Annotated in this window: 17 protein-coding genes and 2 pseudogenes; 12 read left to right on the top strand and 7 right to left on the bottom strand. The window is 64.6% G+C overall.

Features of this window, described 5'->3' with window-relative positions:
- Positions 1–103, top strand: a pseudogene (locus DWA33_RS25730) (integrase core domain-containing protein); the annotation flags it as partial.
- Positions 82–261, top strand: a pseudogene (locus tag DWA33_RS16390) (integrase core domain-containing protein); the annotation flags it as partial. The pseudogenes DWA33_RS25730 and DWA33_RS16390, both read left to right, overlap by 22 nt.
- Positions 262–398: 137 nt before the next feature.
- On the opposite strand, the gene DWA33_RS16385 reads toward DWA33_RS16390, so the two are convergent.
- Positions 399–1,253 carry a prephenate dehydratase gene (locus tag DWA33_RS16385; protein WP_114359250.1) on the bottom strand — a complete coding sequence of 285 codons (855 nt, stop codon included), beginning with the start codon at positions 1,251–1,253 and terminating at the stop codon, positions 399–401.
- A 59-nt stretch (positions 1,254–1,312) separates the two neighbouring features.
- Positions 1,313–2,050 carry a 3-deoxy-manno-octulosonate cytidylyltransferase gene (locus tag DWA33_RS16380; protein WP_114359248.1) on the bottom strand — a complete coding sequence of 246 codons (738 nt, stop codon included), beginning with the start codon at positions 2,048–2,050 and terminating at the stop codon, positions 1,313–1,315.
- 201 nt (positions 2,051–2,251) lie between these two features.
- Between DWA33_RS16380 and DWA33_RS16375 the strand changes: the two genes are divergently transcribed.
- The 9 genes from DWA33_RS16375 to DWA33_RS16335 all read left to right on the top strand — a co-directional run bounded on the left by DWA33_RS16375 (position 2,252) and on the right by DWA33_RS16335 (position 12,068).
- On the top strand, positions 2,252–2,806 hold the full coding sequence (locus DWA33_RS16375; RefSeq protein ID WP_114359247.1) for a c-type cytochrome: 555 nt from the start codon (positions 2,252–2,254) through the stop codon (positions 2,804–2,806).
- A gap of 212 nt (positions 2,807–3,018) precedes the next feature.
- Positions 3,019–4,914 carry an extracellular solute-binding protein gene (locus tag DWA33_RS16370; protein WP_114359245.1) on the top strand — a complete coding sequence of 632 codons (1,896 nt, stop codon included), beginning with the start codon at positions 3,019–3,021 and terminating at the stop codon, positions 4,912–4,914.
- 14 nt (positions 4,915–4,928) lie between these two features.
- A complete protein-coding gene (locus DWA33_RS16365; RefSeq protein WP_114359243.1) occupies positions 4,929–6,794 on the top strand; it encodes an extracellular solute-binding protein in 1,866 nt (621 codons plus the stop codon).
- Position 6,795: 1 nt separating this feature from the next.
- Positions 6,796–7,905, top strand: a complete 1,110-nt coding sequence (locus tag DWA33_RS16360) for a microcin C ABC transporter permease YejB (protein ID WP_114359241.1) — start codon at positions 6,796–6,798, stop codon at positions 7,903–7,905.
- Positions 7,905–9,083, top strand: coding sequence for an ABC transporter permease (locus DWA33_RS16355; RefSeq protein WP_114359239.1), 1,179 nt, complete (start codon positions 7,905–7,907; stop codon positions 9,081–9,083). The genes DWA33_RS16360 and DWA33_RS16355 overlap by 1 nt, the downstream gene beginning before the upstream one ends.
- A gap of 32 nt (positions 9,084–9,115) precedes the next feature.
- Positions 9,116–9,343 carry a hypothetical protein gene (locus DWA33_RS16350; RefSeq protein ID WP_114359237.1) on the top strand — a complete coding sequence of 76 codons (228 nt, stop codon included), beginning with the start codon at positions 9,116–9,118 and terminating at the stop codon, positions 9,341–9,343.
- Positions 9,336–9,785, top strand: a complete 450-nt coding sequence (locus DWA33_RS16345; RefSeq protein WP_114359235.1) for a type II toxin-antitoxin system VapC family toxin — start codon at positions 9,336–9,338, stop codon at positions 9,783–9,785. Before DWA33_RS16350 ends, DWA33_RS16345 begins: the two co-directional genes overlap by 8 nt.
- On the top strand, positions 9,785–11,422 hold the full coding sequence (locus tag DWA33_RS16340; RefSeq protein WP_114359233.1) for an ABC transporter ATP-binding protein: 1,638 nt from the start codon (positions 9,785–9,787) through the stop codon (positions 11,420–11,422). Before DWA33_RS16345 ends, DWA33_RS16340 begins: the two co-directional genes overlap by 1 nt.
- A 7-nt stretch (positions 11,423–11,429) precedes the next feature.
- Positions 11,430–12,068: an NUDIX domain-containing protein gene (locus tag DWA33_RS16335; protein WP_114359231.1), complete on the top strand. Its 639-nt coding sequence runs from the start codon at positions 11,430–11,432 to the stop codon at positions 12,066–12,068.
- Here the strand turns inward: DWA33_RS16335 and DWA33_RS16330 are convergent.
- Complete coding sequence (locus DWA33_RS16330; protein ID WP_114359229.1) at positions 12,052–12,909, bottom strand: C40 family peptidase; 858 nt, start codon at positions 12,907–12,909, stop codon at positions 12,052–12,054. The two genes, DWA33_RS16335 and DWA33_RS16330, sit on opposite strands and share 17 nt — an antisense overlap.
- Positions 12,902–14,284 (bottom strand): leucyl aminopeptidase family protein, encoded by a 1,383-nt coding sequence (locus DWA33_RS16325; RefSeq protein ID WP_114359227.1) that lies wholly within the window; start codon positions 14,282–14,284, stop codon positions 12,902–12,904. The genes DWA33_RS16330 and DWA33_RS16325 overlap by 8 nt, the downstream gene beginning before the upstream one ends.
- A 116-nt stretch (positions 14,285–14,400) precedes the next feature.
- On the opposite strand from DWA33_RS16325, the gene DWA33_RS16320 reads away from it, so the two are divergent.
- A complete protein-coding gene (locus DWA33_RS16320; RefSeq protein WP_114359225.1) occupies positions 14,401–15,192 on the top strand; it encodes a tetratricopeptide repeat protein in 792 nt (263 codons plus the stop codon).
- 93 nt (positions 15,193–15,285) lie between these two features.
- On the opposite strand, the gene DWA33_RS16315 is transcribed toward DWA33_RS16320, so the two are convergent.
- From DWA33_RS16315 to DWA33_RS16305, 3 genes are read right to left on the bottom strand one after another with little or no spacing between them, the layout of a single operon-like run.
- Complete coding sequence (locus DWA33_RS16315) at positions 15,286–16,260, bottom strand: type II secretion system F family protein (protein ID WP_114359223.1); 975 nt, start codon at positions 16,258–16,260, stop codon at positions 15,286–15,288.
- 9 nt (positions 16,261–16,269) lie between these two features.
- Positions 16,270–17,244 carry a type II secretion system F family protein gene (locus DWA33_RS16310; RefSeq protein ID WP_114359221.1) on the bottom strand — a complete coding sequence of 325 codons (975 nt, stop codon included), beginning with the start codon at positions 17,242–17,244 and terminating at the stop codon, positions 16,270–16,272.
- A 13-nt stretch (positions 17,245–17,257) separates the two neighbouring features.
- Entirely contained in the window at positions 17,258–18,712 is a 1,455-nt protein-coding gene (locus DWA33_RS16305) for a TadA family conjugal transfer-associated ATPase (protein ID WP_114359219.1), read from the bottom strand.
- Positions 18,713–18,730 lie beyond the last annotated feature (18 nt).

The following is an 18,730-nucleotide window of genomic DNA, read 5'->3' as shown; positions in this document are numbered from 1 at the left end:
GAGGCAATGCTGCGCGAGCTCGGCATCGTGCACCGTTACACTCGGCCTTACCGCCCCCAGACCAACGGCAAGATCGAGCGCTTCTGGCGGACCCTGGACGACGACGTGATCGACGGAGCCACCTTCGACAACCTCGACCACTTCGCCAACGAGTTGTTCGAATACATGGTCTATTACAACAACTTCAGGCCCCACCAGGCCCTCGGCGGCAAAACCCCGAAGGACTTCGCCGCCGACAAAAAAATCCGATCACCGAATTAGTGAACTCGCACAATTGCGAGCCAACGGGTCGGCGCGTAGCGCCGCCCGATGACAGGCTCCGCGAAGCAATCCAGAGGCCCCGTGCACGGAGCTGGATTGCTTCGTCGCTACGCTCCTCGCAATGACGAGATCTGACGTCAGCGTTCGCTGAACGTCGCCCGGAACGGGTGGCCCGGATAGACACCGACGATCCGGAATTCGCGGGAGAAGAACTTCAGTTCGTCGAGCGCGAAGGCGAGGCCGCGATCCTCGGGGTGGCCTTCGACATCGGCATAAAACTGCGTGGCGAAAAAATTGCCGTCGACCATGTAGCTTTCCAGCTTGGTCATGTTGACGCCGTTGGTGGCGAAGCCGCCGAGCGCCTTGTACAGCGCGGCCGGCAGGTTGCGGACACGGAAGACGAACGTCGTGACCAATTGCCCGGAGCCTTGCGCCGCCCAGCGCGGCTCGCGCGCCAGCACCACGAAGCGGGTGGTATTGTGGGCCTCGTCTTCGATGTCTTCCGCCAGGATATCGAGGCCGTAGATCTGCGCCGCCAGCCGCGAGGCGATCGCCGCGCAGCTCTTGTCGCCGCGCTGGGCGACTACGCGGGCGGAGCCTGCCGTGTCCCCAGCGACGATCGGCTTTAGGCCGAATTTGCGGATGATCCGCCGGCACTGGCCGAGCGCGTGGACGTGGCTTTCGACCGTCTTGATGTCTTCGAGCTTGGCGCCGGGCACGGCCACGAGCTGATGCCGGATCGGCAGGAACCACTCGCCGACGATGAACAGCTTCGAAGTCGGCAGCAGGTGATGGATATCGGCGACGCGGCCGGCGACCGAGTTCTCGATCGGGATCATGCCGAGGTCGGCTTCACCGGACGAGATCGCGCTCAGCGCGTCCTCGAAGGTGGCGCAAGGCATCGCCTCGGCGGTCGGATAGGCGTCGCTGATCGCGATGTGGGAATTGGCCCCGGGCTCGCCCTGGAATGCGATTTTCATGGTCTGGGTCATGGCGTCCTGTGTCTGGCGCGCGTTCTAGCAGCCGCAGCAATTTTCGCCAGAGGGCGGGTTCAGCCGCCCAGCACGCGCCGCGCGGTTTCGAGATCGGCCGGGGTATCGACCCCGCGCGGCACGCTGTCGACGATTCCGACGTCGATCCGCATGCCGGCTTCGAGGGCACGAAGCTGTTCGAGCTTTTCGCGCTGCTCGAGTGGGGAAGGGGGCAGCGCGACGAAGCGCTCGAGGGCGGCGCGGCGGTAGCCGTACAGGCCGATGTGATGGTAGCGCGGCCCGTCGCCCCAGGGGGCGGTGGCGCGGGTGAAATACAGCGCCCGCAACCGGTCGCCCGCCAGCGGTGAGCCGACCACCTTCACCACATTGGGGTTGGTGGCCTCTTCGTCGGTATGGATCTCGGCGGCCAGCGTCGCGATGTCCACCGCCGGGTCGGACAGCGGCCCCAGCACCGCGCCGATCTGCTCGGGACGGATGGTCGGAAAATCGCCCTGCAGGTTGATGACGGTCTCGATCCTGCGCTCCGGGTCCAGAGCCTGCAGCGCCTCGAAGATCCGATCGGAGCCTGAGGGATGGTCGGCGCGGGTCATCACCACCTCGCCGCCATGGGCGGTCACGGCCGCGGCGATCTCCCGCGTGTCGGTCGCCACCGCCACCCGGCCGATCTCCGCCGCCCGCGCCCGGCGCAGCACCTGTACCACCATCGGCAGCCCGGCAATGTCGAGCAGCGGCTTGCCGGGCAGCCGGGTCGCGGCCATCCGCGCAGGAATCAGGACCAGGGTCGCGGAATCGGCCATCGGCGGGAGATGCTTTGAAGCGAATGATGCACCGCAGCGATGCGGCAACTGGTATCAGGCTGCACGAAGCGAGGCGTGTGGCGCGTTTATACGGGTTGCCAGCGCGGGGGCAAACCGATATCTCATCACGACTAAAGTCGAGTTGAGAATGCCTCCGATGAACAAGTCCGCGCCCGGACCGGTTCGGAAACGCGAGCGAAAATGGATACTTTCGAACTCAACAAAATCGTCGGTGCGATCTTCGGAACCTGCCTGATCCTGTTGCTGTCGAATTTTGCGGCGCAGGCGATCTTTTCTCCGACGAAACCCGAGAAGCAGGGCTACGCCATTGCGGTGAAGGAAGCCGAGCCGGCGCCGAGCAAGGATGCGCCCAAAGCGGCAGAGGAGCCGATCGAGAAGCTGTTGCAGACGGCCTCGGTCGACCAGGGCTCCAAGGTGGCCAAGAAGTGCGCGGCCTGCCACACCTTCGAGAAGGACGGCCCGAACCGTGTCGGCCCGAACCTCTACGGCATCGTCGGCGATCATCGCGGCGAGGGCCGCAACGGGTTCAATTTCTCGGCGGCGATGAAGGCCAAGGGCGGCGCCTGGACGTTCGACGAGCTCAACAAGTTCCTCGCCAACCCGAAGGGCTATATCCCCGGCACCGCGATGAGCTTCGCCGGCATCTCGAACGACAAGGAGCGGGCGGACCTGATCGCCTATCTCAACAAGAATTCCGACCAGCCCGAGCCGTTGCCGGCAACGGCAGAGAAGTAACGAAAACTGCAGGCGTGGATCGAGCGGCCGGGGATTTCCCCGGCCGCTTTGCTTTGGGCGCGCCGCCCGGATTAAACATCGTTAACCGGGACCTTTCGCCGCAAGTCGGCCGCCTGCGGGGTGTTATCCTCGGTCAAAATCGCCATAATTGAACGAATCCTCAGATATGTCCGGTCAGGGCGACGACCGCAGCGAACAGGGATTTCCGTATCGTGAGTTTGACCCGACGACATCTCCTCCAGGGCGGCACGCTCGCCGCGGTGATCCCGGCCCTTGGCCTTGACTCCGGCCTGTTCGCCGCCGGCCCGGCGCGAGCCCAGACGGCGGCCGAAGGCGCCGCTTGGCGGCACGGGCTGTCGCTGTTCGGGGACTTGAAATATCCGGCTGGATTCGCGCGGTTCGATTACGTCGACCCGAAGGCGCCGAGGGGCGGCGCGGCGCGGCAGATCGCGCTCGGCACCTTTGACAATTTCAACATCGCGGTCGCGGGCGTGAAGGGCAACATCGCCGGCGCCGTCGGCTATCTCTACGAGACGCTGATGACCTCGTCGTTGGACGAAGTCGGCACCAGCTACGGCCTGCTGGCCGAAGGCGCGATGTATCCTGACGATTTCTCCTGGGCCGTCTATCGGCTGCGCCCGGAAGGGCGCTGGCACGACGGCAAGCCGGTGACGGCCGAGGACGTGGTGTTCTCGTTCGATGCGCTGAAGAAATACAGTCCGCGTTATGCCTCGTATTATCGCCACGTCGTCAAGGCGGAGAAGGTCGGGGAGCGCGACGTTCGCTTCACCTTCGATGCGCCGGGCAACCGCGAGTTGCCGGTCATTGTCGGCGAGCTGATGATCATGCCGAAGCACTGGTGGGAGGGCAGCGACGCCCAGGGGCGCAAGCGCGACATCTCGGCGACGACGCTGGAGCCGCCGCTCGGCTCGGCGCCTTACAAGATCAAGGAATTCGTCGCCGGCCGCTCGATGGTGCTGGAGCGCGTCAAGGATTACTGGGGCGAGAAGCTGCCGGTTCGGATCGGCCAGAACAATTTCGACGAACTGCGGTTCGAGTATTTCCGCGACAACACCGTGGCCCTGGAGGCCTTCAAGGCCGATCAGGCCGACTGGATCATGGAGAATTCCGCCAAGCAGTGGGCCACGGCCTATGACTTTCCGGCGGTGACCGACAAGCGGGTCGTCAAGGAAGAATTTCCGATCAACGATTCGGGGCGGATGCAGGCCTTCGTGCTCAACACCCGCCGCGAGATGTTCCGGGACGCACGGGTGCGGCGCGCCTTCAACTACGCGTTCGACTTCGAGGAGATGAACAAGCAACTGTTCTACGGGCAGTACAAGCGCATCGCCAGCTTCTTCGAGGGCACCGAGCTCGCCTCGAGCGGCCTGCCGCAGGGCCAGGAGCTGGAATTTCTCGAAACCGTGCGCGACAAGGTGCCGGCCGAGCTGTTCACGCAACCCTACACCAATCCGGTCGGCGGCAACCCGGAAGCGGTGCGCGCGAACTTGCGCGAGGCGATGAAGCTGGTGAAAGAGGCCGGTTTCGACATCAAAGAGCGCAAGCTGGTCGATCGGTCGGGCAAGCCGGTCGTGGTCGAGATGCTGGTGCAGGATCCGTCGTCGGAGCGCATCGCGCTGTTCTACAAACCGTCGCTCGAGCGACTCGGTGTCACCGTTTCGATCCGCATGGTCGACGACGCCCAGTATCAGAACCGGGTTCGGGCGTTCGATTTCGACATCATCACCGATCTGTGGGGCCAGTCGCTGTCGCCCGGCAACGAGCAGCGCGACTATTGGGGCTCGCAGGCGGCCGATCAGCAGGGCTCGCAGAACACCATCGGAATCAAGAATCCGGCGGTCGACGCGCTGATTGAGAAAGTGATCTACGCCAAGGATCGGGTCGCGTTGGTCGCGGCGACGCGTGCGCTGGATCGGGTGCTGCTGTGGAACTTCTACGTGGTGCCGCAATTCACCTACGGGTTCATGCGCTACGCGCGCTGGGACCGCTTCAATCATGCGCCGCTACCGAAATATGCGCGCTCCGGACTGCCGTCGCTGTGGTGGTACGATACGGACAGGGCCGCCGCGATCGGTAGGCGCTCTTGAGGATTGTCTCGCGTATGATGCTGCTCAATCGCCGCGACGTGCTCGGCCTCGGCGTCGGCGCGCTCGCGGCTTCTCAGTTCAAGACCGCCGCTGCCGCCGAAGGCGAGACGATCGCTCACGGAATGTCGGCGTTCGGTGACCTGAAGTACCCGGCCGGTTTCGCGCATTTCGACTACGTCGATCCCCGTGCCCCGAAAGGGGGGCTGTTTTCGACAATCCCGTCGGTGCGCGCGTTCAATCAGTCGTTCCTCACTTTCAACTCGCTCAACGCCTACATCCTCAAGGGCGACGGCGCGCAGGGGATGGGGCTGACCTTCGCGACGCTGATGGCGCGCGCCGGCGACGAGCCGGACGCGATGTACGGTTTCGCCGCCTCCCAGGTGGCGATCTCCTCCGACGGTCTCACCTATCGATTCACGATGCGGCCCGAAGCGCGGTTTCACGACGGCAGCAAGCTGACCGCGCGCGATGCCGCGTTCTCGCTCAACATCCTCAAGGCCAAGGGCCATCCGCTGATCACGCAGCAGCTGCGCGACTTCATCGAGGCGGAGGCGACCGACGACTCGACGCTGATCGTCACTTTCAAGCCGAAGCGCGGCCGCGACGTGCCGTTGTTCGTCGCCGTGCTGCCGCTGTTCTCGGAGGCGTACTACGCCAAGCAGCCGTTCGATGAATCCACCATGGAAGTGCCGCTCGGCAGCGGGCCCTACAAGGTCGGCCGACTGGAATCCGGCCGGTACATCGAGTTCGATCGGGTGAAGGACTGGTGGGGCGCGAAGCTGCCGGTCAACATCGGTGCCAACAATTTCGACACCGTGCGGTTCGAATTCTATCGCGATCGCGACGTCGCATTCGAAGGCTTCACCGGGCGAAGCTATCTGTTTCGCGAAGAGTTCACCTCACGGATCTGGAACACCCGCTACGACTTCCCGGCGATCCACGACGGCCGCGTCAAGCGCGAAATCCTGCCGGACGAGACGCCGTCCGGCGCCCAGGGCTGGTTCATCAACACCCGCCGCGACAAGTTCAAGGATTCACGGGTGCGCCAGGCGCTCGGCTGCGCGTTCGATTTCGAGTGGACCAACAAGACCATCATGTACGGCACCTATGCGCGGACGGTGTCGCCCTTTCAGAATTCCGACCTGATGGCGGTCGGCCCGCCGTCGCCAGAGGAACTGGCGCTGCTCGAACCGTTCCGCGGCAAGGTGCCGGACGAGGTGTTCGGCGAGCCGTTCGTGCCGCCGGTCTCCGACGGTTCCGGCCAGGACCGCGCGCTGCTGCGCCAAGGCGCGCAACTTCTGAACGCGGCGGGATTCCCGATCAAGAACGGCAAGCGCTTGACGCCCTCCGGCGAGCCGTTTCGCGTCGAATTCCTGCTCGACGAGCCGTCGTTCCAGCCGCACCACATGCCCTTCATCAAGAATCTCGGGACCTTGGGGATCGAGGCCAGCCTGCGGCAGGTCGATCCGGTGCAGCTTCGGGCCCGGCGCGACGATTTCGATTTCGACCTGGCGATCGAGCGCTACAGCTTCTCGACCGTCCCGGGTGATGCGCTGCGCAATTTCTTCTCGTCGCAGGCGGCCGCGACCAAGGGCTCCAACAATCTCTCCGGCATCGCCGATCCGGCGATCGACGCGCTGATCGACGCGGTGATCGCAGCCGACAGCCGCGACAAGCTGGTGATTGCCGCCCGTGCGCTCGACCGGCTGATCCGAGCGGGTCGGTACTGGGTGCCGCAATGGTATTCGGCCTCGCATAGGCTGGCGTATTGGGACGTGTTCGGCCATCCGTCCAAGCTGCCGAAATACGCCGGCGTCGGCGTGCCGGAGTTGTGGTGGGCGAAGGACGCGGCGGCTGCGGCCGACGGAAGGAAGACCTAGCATGGCCGCCTATATCACTCGCCGCGTCCTGCTGATGTTTCCGACCTTGCTCGGAATTCTGTTCGTGTCCTTCGTGGTGGTGCAGTTCGCGCCGGGCGGACCGGTCGAACGGGTGATCGCGCAGATCTCCGGGGCGGACACCGGCGCGTCGTCGCGGATCTCCGGCTCATCGGGGGGCGACTTCGGGGCGCGGCCGCAGGCGGCTGGTTCGGCCGATGCGGTCAACTCGAAATATCGCGGCGCGCAGGGCCTGGATCCTGAATTCGTCAAAAGCCTGGAGAAGCAGTTCGGATTCGACAAGCCGGCGCCCGAGCGCTTCGCCATCATGCTGTGGAATTTCGCCCGGTTCGACTTCGGCAAGAGCTACTTTCGCGACGTCAGCGTGCTGCAACTGATCAAGGAGAAGCTGCCGGTGTCGATGTCGCTCGGCATCTGGATGACGCTGCTGACTTATCTGATCTCGATTCCGCTCGGCATCCGCAAGGCGGTGCAGGACGGCTCGAAATTCGACACCTGGACTTCGGCGGTGATCATTGTCGGCTTCGCCATCCCAGGCTTCCTGTTCGCGATCCTGCTGATCATTCTGTTCGCCGGCGGCTCGTTCTTCAGCTGGTTCCCGCTGCGCGGGCTGACCTCCGACGGCTGGAGCGAATTCCCCTGGTACTGGAAGATCATCGACTATTTCTGGCACCTGACGCTGCCGCTGATCTCTATCGCGCTCGGCGCCTTCGCCACCATGACGCTGCTCACCAAGAATTCGTTTCTGGACGAGATCCGCAAGCAATACGTCATGACCGCGCGCGCCAAGGGGTGCAGCGAGACCCAGGTGCTGTACGGGCACGTGTTCCGCAACGCGATGCTGATCGTGATCGCCGGGTTTCCCGGCGCCTTCATCGGTGCGTTCTTTTCCGGATCGCTGTTGATCGAAACCATCTTCTCGCTCGACGGCCTCGGGCTGCTCGGGTTCGAAAGCGTGCTCAACCGCGATTATCCGGTGGTGTTCGGGACGCTATTCATCTTTTCGCTGGTCGGCCTGGTGGTGAACCTGATCTCCGACCTGGCTTATATGTGGATCGATCCGCGGATCGACTTCGAGGCGCGGGACGTCTGATGACGCTGATCGCACGTCAACCGATCGAGAGCACCACTGAGGCGCCGCTGGGCGAGGCGGTGCCGCCGGCCCGGCACCGGCTGAAGGTGTCGCCGCTGAACAAGCGGAGATGGCAGAACTTCAAAGCCAACCGCCGCGGCTACTGGTCTCTGTGGATCTTCCTGGTGCTGTTCGGCGTCTCGCTGTTCGCCGAGTTCATCGCCAACGACAGGCCGCTGCTGATCAAGCTCGACGGCCACTATTATTTCCCCGCGGTCGTCACCTATGCGGAAACCACCTTCGGCGGCGATTTCGAGACCGCGGCGGATTATCGCGATCCTTATCTGCAGAAACTGATCGCCGACAAGGGCGGCACGGTGATCTGGGCGCCGATCCGCTATTCCTACGACACCCACAATCTCGATCTGCCGACGCCGGCGCCATCGAAGCCGACCTGGATGCTGACCGAGCAGGAATGCGCCGCGGTGGTCGCCAAGAAGGGCGTCAAAGGCTGCCGGGACCTCGAATACAACTGGCTCGGTACCGACGACCAGGGCCGCGACGTCGTGGCGCGGCTGATCTACGGATTCCGGATCTCGATCCTGTTCGGCCTCAGCCTGACGATCATTTCGTCGATCATCGGCATTGCGGCCGGCGGCATTCAGGGTTACTTCGGCGGCTGGGTGGATCTCGGCTTTCAGCGCTTTATCGAGGTCTGGACCGCGATCCCGTCTCTGTATCTGCTGCTGATCCTGTCTTCGGTTCTAGTGCCTGGGTTCTTCGTGCTGCTCGGCATCCTGCTGCTGTTCAGCTGGGTATCGCTGGTCGGTCTGGTGCGCGCTGAATTCCTGCGCGGCCGAAACTTCGAGTACATTACCGCGGCGCGGGCGCTTGGCGTTTCCAACGCCAAGATCATGGTCCGCCACCTGCTGCCCAACGCCATGGTAGCCACCATGACGTTCCTGCCGTTCATCGTCTCGTCGTCGGTGATGACGCTGACGGCGCTCGACTTCCTCGGCTTCGGCTTGCCGCCCGGCTCGCCGTCGCTCGGCGAGTTGCTGGCGCAGGGCAAGGCGAACGTCCAGGCCCCCTGGCTCGGCTTCACCGGCTTCTTCGCCGTCGCGATCATGCTGTCGCTGCTGATCTTCATCGGCGAAGCCGTCCGCGATGCCTTCGACCCGCGCAAGACGTTCAGGTGAGGGTGTGGTAGGGTCGACTAGGAGCAAAGGCCATGAACAAGATCGTGTTCGAGCATTACCCGGCCGCGAATCTTCCCGAGGAAATGCGGGTCAAAGTGGGGCCGTCGTCAACGGTGACTGTCGTTCTGACGGTCGAAGAAACGCCGCCTGAGAAAGTCATGTCTCTGGAAGAGATCTTTGCGCTCCGCCGTCCTCCCTTCCGTACCAAGGAAGAGATCGACGCCGATCTTCGTCGCGACCGAGACGAGTGGGATGACTGAGCCATCCTCACGTCGCATCTATCTCGATGCAAATGTCTTCATTTACGGCGCGGAGGCTCGTACCGAACTTGCCGAGCCCATACAGAACTTGTTTCGCGCCTTCAATGCCCGTCGTGGGATCGCCGTGACAAGCGAATTAACGCTGGCGGAAGTACTTCCCAAGGCTGCCGACTTTCAAAGGTGTTACTATCTGAATTTGATCGTCTGGAGCGGAATTATTGATCTGTATCCTGTTAGCCGGGACATTCTGATCGAGACGGCATCTTATCGTCGCGCGGCCGGAATGCCGAAGTTGGCGGATGCGGTTCACGTCGTCACGGCGATCAGGGCCAATTGCGCCCGTGTGCTCTCGGCCGATGGCCATATCAAGTTGCCGGAGGAAATGTCATTGCTCGATGCTACCCCGCAAAACGTGGCACGACTCATCAATGAGCTCTCCTGATGGACGCTATCAACCAGCCCTTGCTCTCCGTCGACGACCTCTCGGTCGCGTTTCACCAGCCGAGCGGCGCCACGACGGCGGTCGACCATATTTCGTACCAAATCAAGCGCGGCGAGTGCGTCGCGCTGGTGGGCGAGTCCGGTTCGGGCAAATCGGTCAGCGCGCTGTCGATCCTGAAGCTGCTGCCGTATCCGAGCGCGTCGCATCCCTCCGGCCAAATCCGGTTCAAGGGACGCGAACTGCTCGGGATGTCGGAGCGCGAGATCCGCGGTATCCGCGGCAACGAGATCTCGATCGTTTTTCAGGAGCCGATGACCTCGCTCAATCCGCTGCACACCATCGAGTCGCAGATCGGCGAGATCCTGCAATTGCACGGCGGCGTTCGTGGGAGCAAAGCGCGGGCGCGAATCCTCGAGCTGCTGACCCAGGTCGGCATCCCCGAGCCGGAGACGCGGCTCGCCAGCTATCCGCACCAACTGTCCGGCGGGCAGCGACAGCGCGTGATGATCGCGATGGCGCTCGCCAACGAACCGGATCTGCTGATCGCCGACGAGCCGACCACCGCGCTCGACGTCACCGTGCAGGCGCAGATCCTGGCGCTGCTCGCCGAGATTCGGGCGCGGCTGGGGATGAGCATGCTGTTCATCACCCACGATCTCGGCATCGTCCGTCGCATCGCCGACACCGTCTGCGTGATGCACACCGGCAAGATCGTCGAGCAGGGGCCGGTCGAACAGGTCTTCACCGATCCGCAGCATCCCTACACCAAGGCGCTGCTCGCCGCCGAGCCGAAGCCCGACCCGGCGCCGCCGCGTCCCGAAGCACCGGTCGTGATTTCGACCGACGATCTCAAGGTCTGGTTTCCGATCAAGCGCGGTCTGCTGCGCAAGACCGTCGGCCACATCAAGGCGGTGGACGGCGTCACGCTGGCGATCCGCAAGGGCGAGACGCTCGGCGTGGTCGGCGAGTCCGGTTCGGGCAAGACCACGCTGGGTCTGGCCATGCTGCGGCTGATCTCGTCCGACGGGCCGATCGTATTTCTCGGCAACGACGTCCAGGGCTTGAAGTTCAAGCAGATGCGGCCGTTCCGCCGGGACATGCAGATTGTGTTTCAGGATCCGTTCGGCGCGCTCAGCCCGCGGATGTCGGTGGGTGACATCGTCGCCGAGGGGCTCAGCGTGCATCAGCCCGAGCTCGGCGACACCGAGCGGGAAGCGCGCGTGGTCAAGGCGCTGCAGGACGTCGGCCTCGATCCGGCGACACGCTTCCGCTACCCGCACGAATTTTCCGGCGGGCAGCGGCAGCGCATTTCGATCGCGCGTGCGGTGGTGTTGGAGCCGAACTTCGTCGTCCTCGACGAGCCGACCAGTGCGCTCGACATGCTGTTTCAGGCCCAGATGGTCGATCTGCTCCGCGAGCTTCAGCGCAAGCGCGACCTCACCTACATGTTCATCTCGCACGATCTGCGGGTGGTGGCATCCCTCGCCAGTCATCTGATCGTCATGAAGCAGGGCAAAGTGGTCGAGGAAGGTCCCGCTGCGGATCTGTTCAAGGACCCGAAGACGGACTATACGCGAGCGCTGTTCGCCGCCGCGTTCCGGCTCGAAACCGCTCCGGGCGGCGCCGCCGCGCAATAGGTGCTTGATGAGCGAACGTGACGGAATTGATCAGCTCGCCGATCGCGAGGCCAATGTGATCCTGTCCCCGCCCGAGACGATCGGGAGGGGCTTCATGGCCTACGAGCGCTACGAGGTTTCGCTGCGGCGGGATGGCGAGCCGCCGCTGTTGCAGCAGCGCGACGTGCTGCGCGCCAGCAAGGTCGCAGCGGTAATTCCGGTCGATCTGGCGCGAGACGCGGTGGTGCTGATCCGGCAATTCAGGTTGCCGGCGCATCTCGCTACCGGGCGCGGCGATATGGTCGAAATCGTCGCGGGACGCGTCGATCCGCACGAGACTGCCACCGAAGCGGCCCGGCGGGAGTGCATCGAGGAGATCGGCGTCGCTCCGGATCGGGTCGTGGAGCTGTACAGCGTGCTGCCGACGCCCGGCATCACCGACGAGCAGATCGTGTTCTTCGTCGGGCACGTCGATTCCAGCTCGGTTCTGCAGCGTGCCGGCCTGGCGGAAGAGGACGAAGATACCGAGCCGTTCGTGGTGTCGATCGAGGATGCGCTGGCTGCGCTCGACCGCGGCGCCTTCGCCAATGCGCTATTGGTCAGCGCGATGCAGTGGCTTGCGCTCAATCGTGCTCGATTGCAGGAGTATTTCAGCCGAGCCGCCTGATCGCGGTCAGCGGACTACCGCCGGCTGCGATTCGGGCGATCGCCTGCTGTGCCGGTTCGATCGCCGTGGCCATGTGGAAGGCGTTGGCGTGGACGATGCTGTCCTCGTCACGCGCGATGGCGACGTGACCTTTCCAGAACAAAAGATCGCCGCGCTTCAGCGTCGGCCGCTCGGCGAGCGGCACAGGCGTGCCCAGCGCCGCCTCCTGCATGTCGCTGTCGCGGGGAGCCGCGATCCCGCACCCAGCGAGCGCAGTTTGGACCAGCCCTGAACAATCGATGCCGAGGCTGGTACGACCGCCCCACAGGTAGGGTGTCCCGACGAAGCGATCGGCAATGGTGACGAAGTCGCTCTCGAACCGGTCGAGCGCGACGAGGTGTTGCGGCGGTAGGTACGAGCCGTCCTGTGTCACCGCGAAGCCCGAGTCTTCGCGCAGGATCGCGAGCCGCGCCCCGAGCGGCAGTGTCGTGATCGGCGGCAGTTTGATCGACGGTCCGGGAAACGCGAAGGTTCGGAGTGCCGAGACCTTGTGGGTCGGCTCCGCGGCAGGTCGGCGCAGAGCCGCTTCCGGCAGCCAGCCGACATAGTGATCGATCGCGAGCTGACTCCAGGCCCAGCCGTCCTCGTTGCGATCGTAGACGACGACCCGCTCGCCCAGCAGCGCCTGGGTCTCCAGCGGCGCATCGGGTTGCGGGGCTCGCCGCAGCGGTGCGATCGCGTCGGCGATTTCGAAAGTTTCGCCTTCGACGAACCGCGCGGCGCTCACCCGGCCTTCGAGATGTCTCGCGGCGAGGTCTGGCCGCGCCGGCGTCAGCCTCCGATCGAAACTTGGATCAGCCATAGCGTTCGCTCAGCAACGCAAAGATCGCGCGCGCGGCCTGGCATTCGCCGCCTTCGGGCCGGCCGGGCTTGGCCTTCGGCGTCCAGCCGTAGATGTCGACATGCAGCCAGCTCCTGGCGGCTTCGACGAAGCGCTGCAGGAACAGCGCGCAAGTGATCGAGCCGGCGAAGCCGCCCGACGGCGCGTTGTTGATCGTGGCGACCTTCGAATCCAGCCAGGAATCGTAAGGTCCCCACAGCGGCATCCGCCACAACGGATCGTTCTCCGCCTTGGCGTGACGCGCGACGTCGAGCGCCAAGGCTTCGTCATTGGTGTAATAGGGCGGCAGGTCGGGACCGAGCGCCACCCGTGCGGCACCGGTCAAGGTGCCGAGATCGATCAGCAGATCCGGCGTTTCTTCGTCCGCATAAGCGAGCGCATCGGCCAGCACCAGCCGCCCTTCTGCGTCGGTATTGCCGATCTCGACGGTCGGGCCCTTGCGCGAGGCGAAGATGTCGAGCGGCCGCATCGCGTTGCCAGCGACGGAGTTCTCGACCGCCGGGATCAGCACCCGCAGCCGCAGCTTCAATCCGGCGTCCATGATCATCGCGGCCAGCGCCAGCACGTTGGCGGCGCCGCCCATGTCCTTCTTCATGATCAGCATCGCGCCAGATGGCTTCAGATCGAGTCCGCCGGTGTCGAAGCAGACGCCCTTGCCGACCAGCGTCACCTTGGGATGTGCGGGATCGCCCCAGCAGAACTCGATCAGACGCGGGGCGCGGACCGACGCCATGCCGACCGCGTGGATCAGCGGGAAGTTCCGGGTAACGAGGTCGTCGCCGACGATCGTGCTGAACGTTGCGCCGAACCGCATCGCCAGCGCCTGTGCGGCGTCTGCAAGTTCAGCCGGGCCCATATCGTTCGAAGGCGTATTGATCAGATCCCGAGCCAGCGCCGCAGCGTCTGCGACCCGGCCGATGGCGACCGGGTCGATGCCGTCCGGCGGCACCAGCTTCACGGCCGGCGGTTCGGCCTTGCGGTAGCGGCCGAACTTGTAGGCGCCGAGTGCGAAGGCCAGCGCGGCAAGTCGGGTGTCGTGCGGTGGATCGGCGAAGCGATAGACGCCGGCCGGCAGCAGGTCGGGCAGGGCGCCGGGACGGAACGGATCGTGGCCCTTTGCGCCCGGCTCGTCGAGCCCGAACAGCACGTGGCCGATGTCGCCGTCGGCGGTGGGCAGCGCCAGATATTGGCCCGGCTTGCCGCTGTAGCCGCTCGCCGTGGCGAACCGCTGTGCCGCGTCGGGCAGTCCGGCGCGCACCGCGTCCCAGTTCGATCGGGTGACGAACGAAATCGGAGTGCTCGGCTGGTCGGAAGCAGACTGGAAGATCGCATGCATGAGGGACGGCTCTTTCGAATCGTGGCGGGGCGGCAGCGCCTCGGGGATTAACCCAACATTAGGGTTAACGCTCTATTGCTGGACCAGAATTGGACGGCTTTGTGAGTAACGGTGCCATGCGCGAGCTGCCTTGTCTTGCCCGGTTTGCCACGTCCGCGGTGCTGACCGTCGGGCTGGCGCTCAGTCTGGCCGGGTGCAAGACCATGGCCGACGTCGCTGGCGCACTGGATAGCCGGGCCGAGACCTCGGCCGATCCGCAGCGCCTGGAACAGATCGCGGGCGAGCGCTATCGGTCCCGCCCCAAGGATCCCGACGCGGCGATCGCCTACGGCAATGCGCTCCGCGCGATCGGACAGCGGGCCCAGGCGGTGGCGGTGCTGGAGAAGGCGTCGCTCGCCAACCCGAGCAACAAGGCGGTGCGGGCCGCCTACGGACGCGCGCTCGCCGACAACGGCAATTTCCAGCTGGCGTTCGACACTCTGTCGCGCGCCCACAGCCCCGATAATCCGGATTGGCGCATCCTGTCGGTGCAAGGCACCGTGCTCGACCAGATGGCGCGTCACAACGAGGCGCGGCGCTACTATGCGAGCGCGCTGCGGCTGGCGCCCGGCGAGCCTTCGGTGCTGTCGAACCTCGGCCTGTCCTACGTGCTGACCAAGGAGCTGCCGAAGGCCGAGGAGGCGCTGCGGCAGGCCTATACCAGCGGCCGCGCCGACGTCCGGGTGCGGCAGAACCTGGCGCTGGTGATCGGATTGCAGGGCCGCTTCGCCGAGGCCGAGTCCATCGTCCGGGCTGATCTGCCGCCCGAGGAAGCCGCCGCCAACGTCGCCTATCTGAAGCAGATGCTGAACGGCAAGGAAGCTCCCGGCTCGAGCTCGCGCAGCGCCCTGGCCGCCGAACGTTCCTGACGCGCACCTCGACCCGGCGCGGAGTGTATTCTCTTCATTCTTGGCGACGAAAGCCCGATCGGTCGGAGCCGCTTCGGACCAGGAGATTGCGGATCACTGCATCGCCGCGACACGAATCCCGGTCGGGCCGAGGATCACCACGAACAGCACCGGCAGGAAGAACACGATCATCGGCACGGTGAGCTTGGGCGGCAGCGCGGCGGCCTTCTTCTCGGCCTCGTTCATGCGCATGTCGCGGTTCTCCTGCGCCATCACCCGCAGGCTCTGACCGAGCGGGGTGCCGTAGCGCTCCGACTGCTGCAGCGCCAGGCAGACCGACTTGACGCCGTCTAGCCCGGTGCGGGTCGCCAGATTTTCATAGGCCTGCTTGCGGTCCTGCAGATACGACAGCTCGGCGGTGGTCAGGGTGAATTCTTCGGCGAGCGGGATCGATTGCGATCCGATTTCGATCGACACTCTGCGGAACGCCGCTTCGATCGACATGCCGGACTCGATGCAGATCAGCAGCAGGTCGAGCGCGTCCGGAAAGGCACGCTTGATCGACAGCTGGCGCTTCGTGATTGCGTTCTTCAGGAACAGCATCGGCGCCTGCATGCCGAGGAAGATCGCGGCGATGCAGATGCCGATCTTGATCGTCAGCGGCTGGTCGAGATTGGCGATCACGAACACGTAGAGCGCCGAGGCGATTCCGAACACGATCGGCATCACCAGTCGGAAGAACAGGAACGTGACGTAGGGCGCCTGGCCGCGATAGCCGGCCATCACCAGCTTGTCGCGCGCGGTCTCCTGCGCCAGCCATTTGGTGAGATTGAAATCTTCCACGACGCGCGCCACCAGCTTCTTGGGGGCTTGGCGCAGTGATACTTTCTCGGACTTGGCGAGCCGGTCGCGTTCGCGCTGGCGCAGCCGCTCGCGCTCGCTGCCGACCGCCTTCATCCGCTTGGCGAGGGTTTCGCCGGCGAAGAACGGGGTGACCAGGGTATAGACAGTAGCGCTCGCCGCGATCGCGGCGAGTAGCGTCGCCATGAAGCGCGCGTCGTGGAATTTCTCGATCAGAAAATCGATCATGACGCACCCTCAGAAGTCGAAGTTGATCATCTTCTTCATCACGAAGATGCCCGCCGACATCCACATCGCGGAAATCGCGAGCAGGATACGGCCGGTCGGGTGCGTCCACAGCAGCGAAATGTAGTCAGGCGTGCTCAGATACACCAGCAGCATGACGATCGGCGGCAGCGAACCGATGATCGCGGCGGATGCCTTTGCTTCCATCGACATCGCCTGGATTTTTTCGGACATCTTCTTGCGATCGCGGAGCACCTTGGACAGGTTGCTGAGTGCTTCCGACAGATTGCCGCCCGACTTCTGCTGGATCGCGACCACGATCCCGAAGAAATTGGCCTCCGGGACCGGCATCCGTTCGTACAGGCGAGCGCAGGCCTCGCCGAGCGGCATGCCGATCGCCTGGGTCTCGATGATCGCGTTGAACTCGCTGCGGAGCGGCTCCGGCGAGTCGGCCGCGACCACCTTGATCGAGTCGAACAGAGGCAGGCCCGCCTTGATGCCGCGGACGATGATGTCCACCGCGTCGGGGAGGGCGGCCAGAAACTTCCGTTCACGGCGTCGCTTCAGGAAGCCCAGGATCCAGCGAGGCAGGCCGAAGCCTGCGGCGAAACCGAGACCGGCCGCGGCAAGCAGCCCCGCACCGAAGATCGCGGCGATGCCGAACACCGTCAGGCCGAGAAATGCCGAGACCACGCCGAACTTGGCTGGCGTCCAATCGAGCCCGGCTTGCGACAGCCGCGCGCCGAGCGGAAGCTTCTTCTGTCTCTCGCTTCGCGCTTCGATCTCCTTGAGCGATCCTTCGATCTGCTCGCGACGCGACCGCTGGGCGCGATCGACCTGGCGCACTGCCGGGGTGGTTCGCGCCACCGAGGTCAGCCGCTTCTCGACCTTGGTCTCGCCCGAGAGCATCGGATAGAGGAACACCCATGCCAAGCCGCCGACCGCGATCGCGGCGAAGAAGCCGAGTGCGAGCGTTTGCATCTCCATCGCGGCCGCCTCTCTATGAGTTCGCGACGACCTCCGCGGCGTCGAGCGCCGCGGCGAGTCGTTGCTCTTCGCCGAAGTAGCGTGCGCGCTCCCAGAACCGCGGGCGGCCGATGCCGGTCGCTCGGTGACGGCCGACGATATGACCGTTGGAATCCTCGCCCAGCAGGTCGTAAACGAAGATATCCTGTGTGATGATGGTGTCGCCTTCCATCCCCATCACCTCGGTGATGTGGGTGATGCGGCGCGAGCCGTCGCGCAGGCGCGCGGCTTGGATAACGACGTCGATCGAGGCGCAGATCATTTCTCGGATCGTCCGCGATGGAAGTGCGAAACCGCCCATCGTGATCATCGACTCGCAGCGCGACAGCGCCTCGCGCGGGTTGTTGGCGTGCAGCGTGCCCATCGAGCCGTCGTGACCGGTGTTCATCGCCTGCAACAGGTCGAATGCTTCGGGGCCACGGACTTCGCCGACGATGATCCGTTCCGGTCGCATACGCAGACAGTTGCGGACCAGATCCCGCATCGTGACCTGGCCTTCGCCCTCGATATTGGGTGGGCGGGTTTCCAGGCGCACGACGTGAGGCTGCTGCAGTTGCAGCTCGGCCGCATCCTCGCAGGTGATGATACGCTCTTCGTCGTCGATGTAGTTGGTGAGGCAGTTGAGTAGCGTAGTCTTGCCCGAACCGGTGCCGCCGGAGATCAGCACGTTGCAGCGGACGCGGCCGATGATCTGCAGAATCTGCGCGCCTTCCGGGGTGATCGCGCCGAACTTAACCAACTGGTCGAGAGTCAGCTTGTCCTTCTTGAATTTGCGGATGGTCAGCGCCGGCCCGTCGATCGCCAGCGGCGGAACGATCGCGTTGACACGAGAACCGTCGGCGAGGCGCGCGTCGCAGATCGGAGACGACTCGTCGACGCGCCGGCCGACCTGGCTGACGATGCGCTGGCAGATGTTGAGCAGCTGCTGGTTGTCGCGGAACCGGATGCCGGTGCGCTGAATGCGGCCCGCGACTTCGATGTACACCGTGCCGGCGCCGTTGACCATGATGTCGGAGATGTCGTCGCGCGACAGCAGCGGCTCCAGCGGACCGTAGCCGAGCACGTCGTTGCAGATGTCGTCGAGCAGCTCCTCCTGCTCGGCGATCGACATCACGATGTTCTTGATCGCGATGATTTCGTTGACGATGTCTCGGATCTCTTCGCGCGCGGATTCGCCGTCGAGTTTGGCGAGCTGCGCGAGGTCGATGGCTTCGATCAGCGCACCGAAGATCGTCGCCTTGACCTGGTAGTAGGTCTCGGATCGGCGCGTCTCGATCGCGGTCGGTGGCGGGGGGCTTGCGCGCGTCGGAGCGATCGGCGGCGAGGAGACGACCGGTCGCGAATCGGGGGCGCGCGCCGTCGCCTCCGGCGCAAAGCTCGCCGGCTTTGGGGCTCTGACGTCGTTATCCGGTCCGCGCTTACCAAACACCTCGATACTCCAACATCC

Origin of the sequence: Rhodopseudomonas pentothenatexigens (assembly GCF_900218015.1) — a bacterium.
Classification (GTDB): Bacteria; Pseudomonadota; Alphaproteobacteria; order Rhizobiales; family Xanthobacteraceae; genus Rhodopseudomonas; species Rhodopseudomonas pentothenatexigens.
Note: the sequence above shows the minus strand (reverse complement) of the source record. Positions and strands in the feature narration are given on the sequence as shown.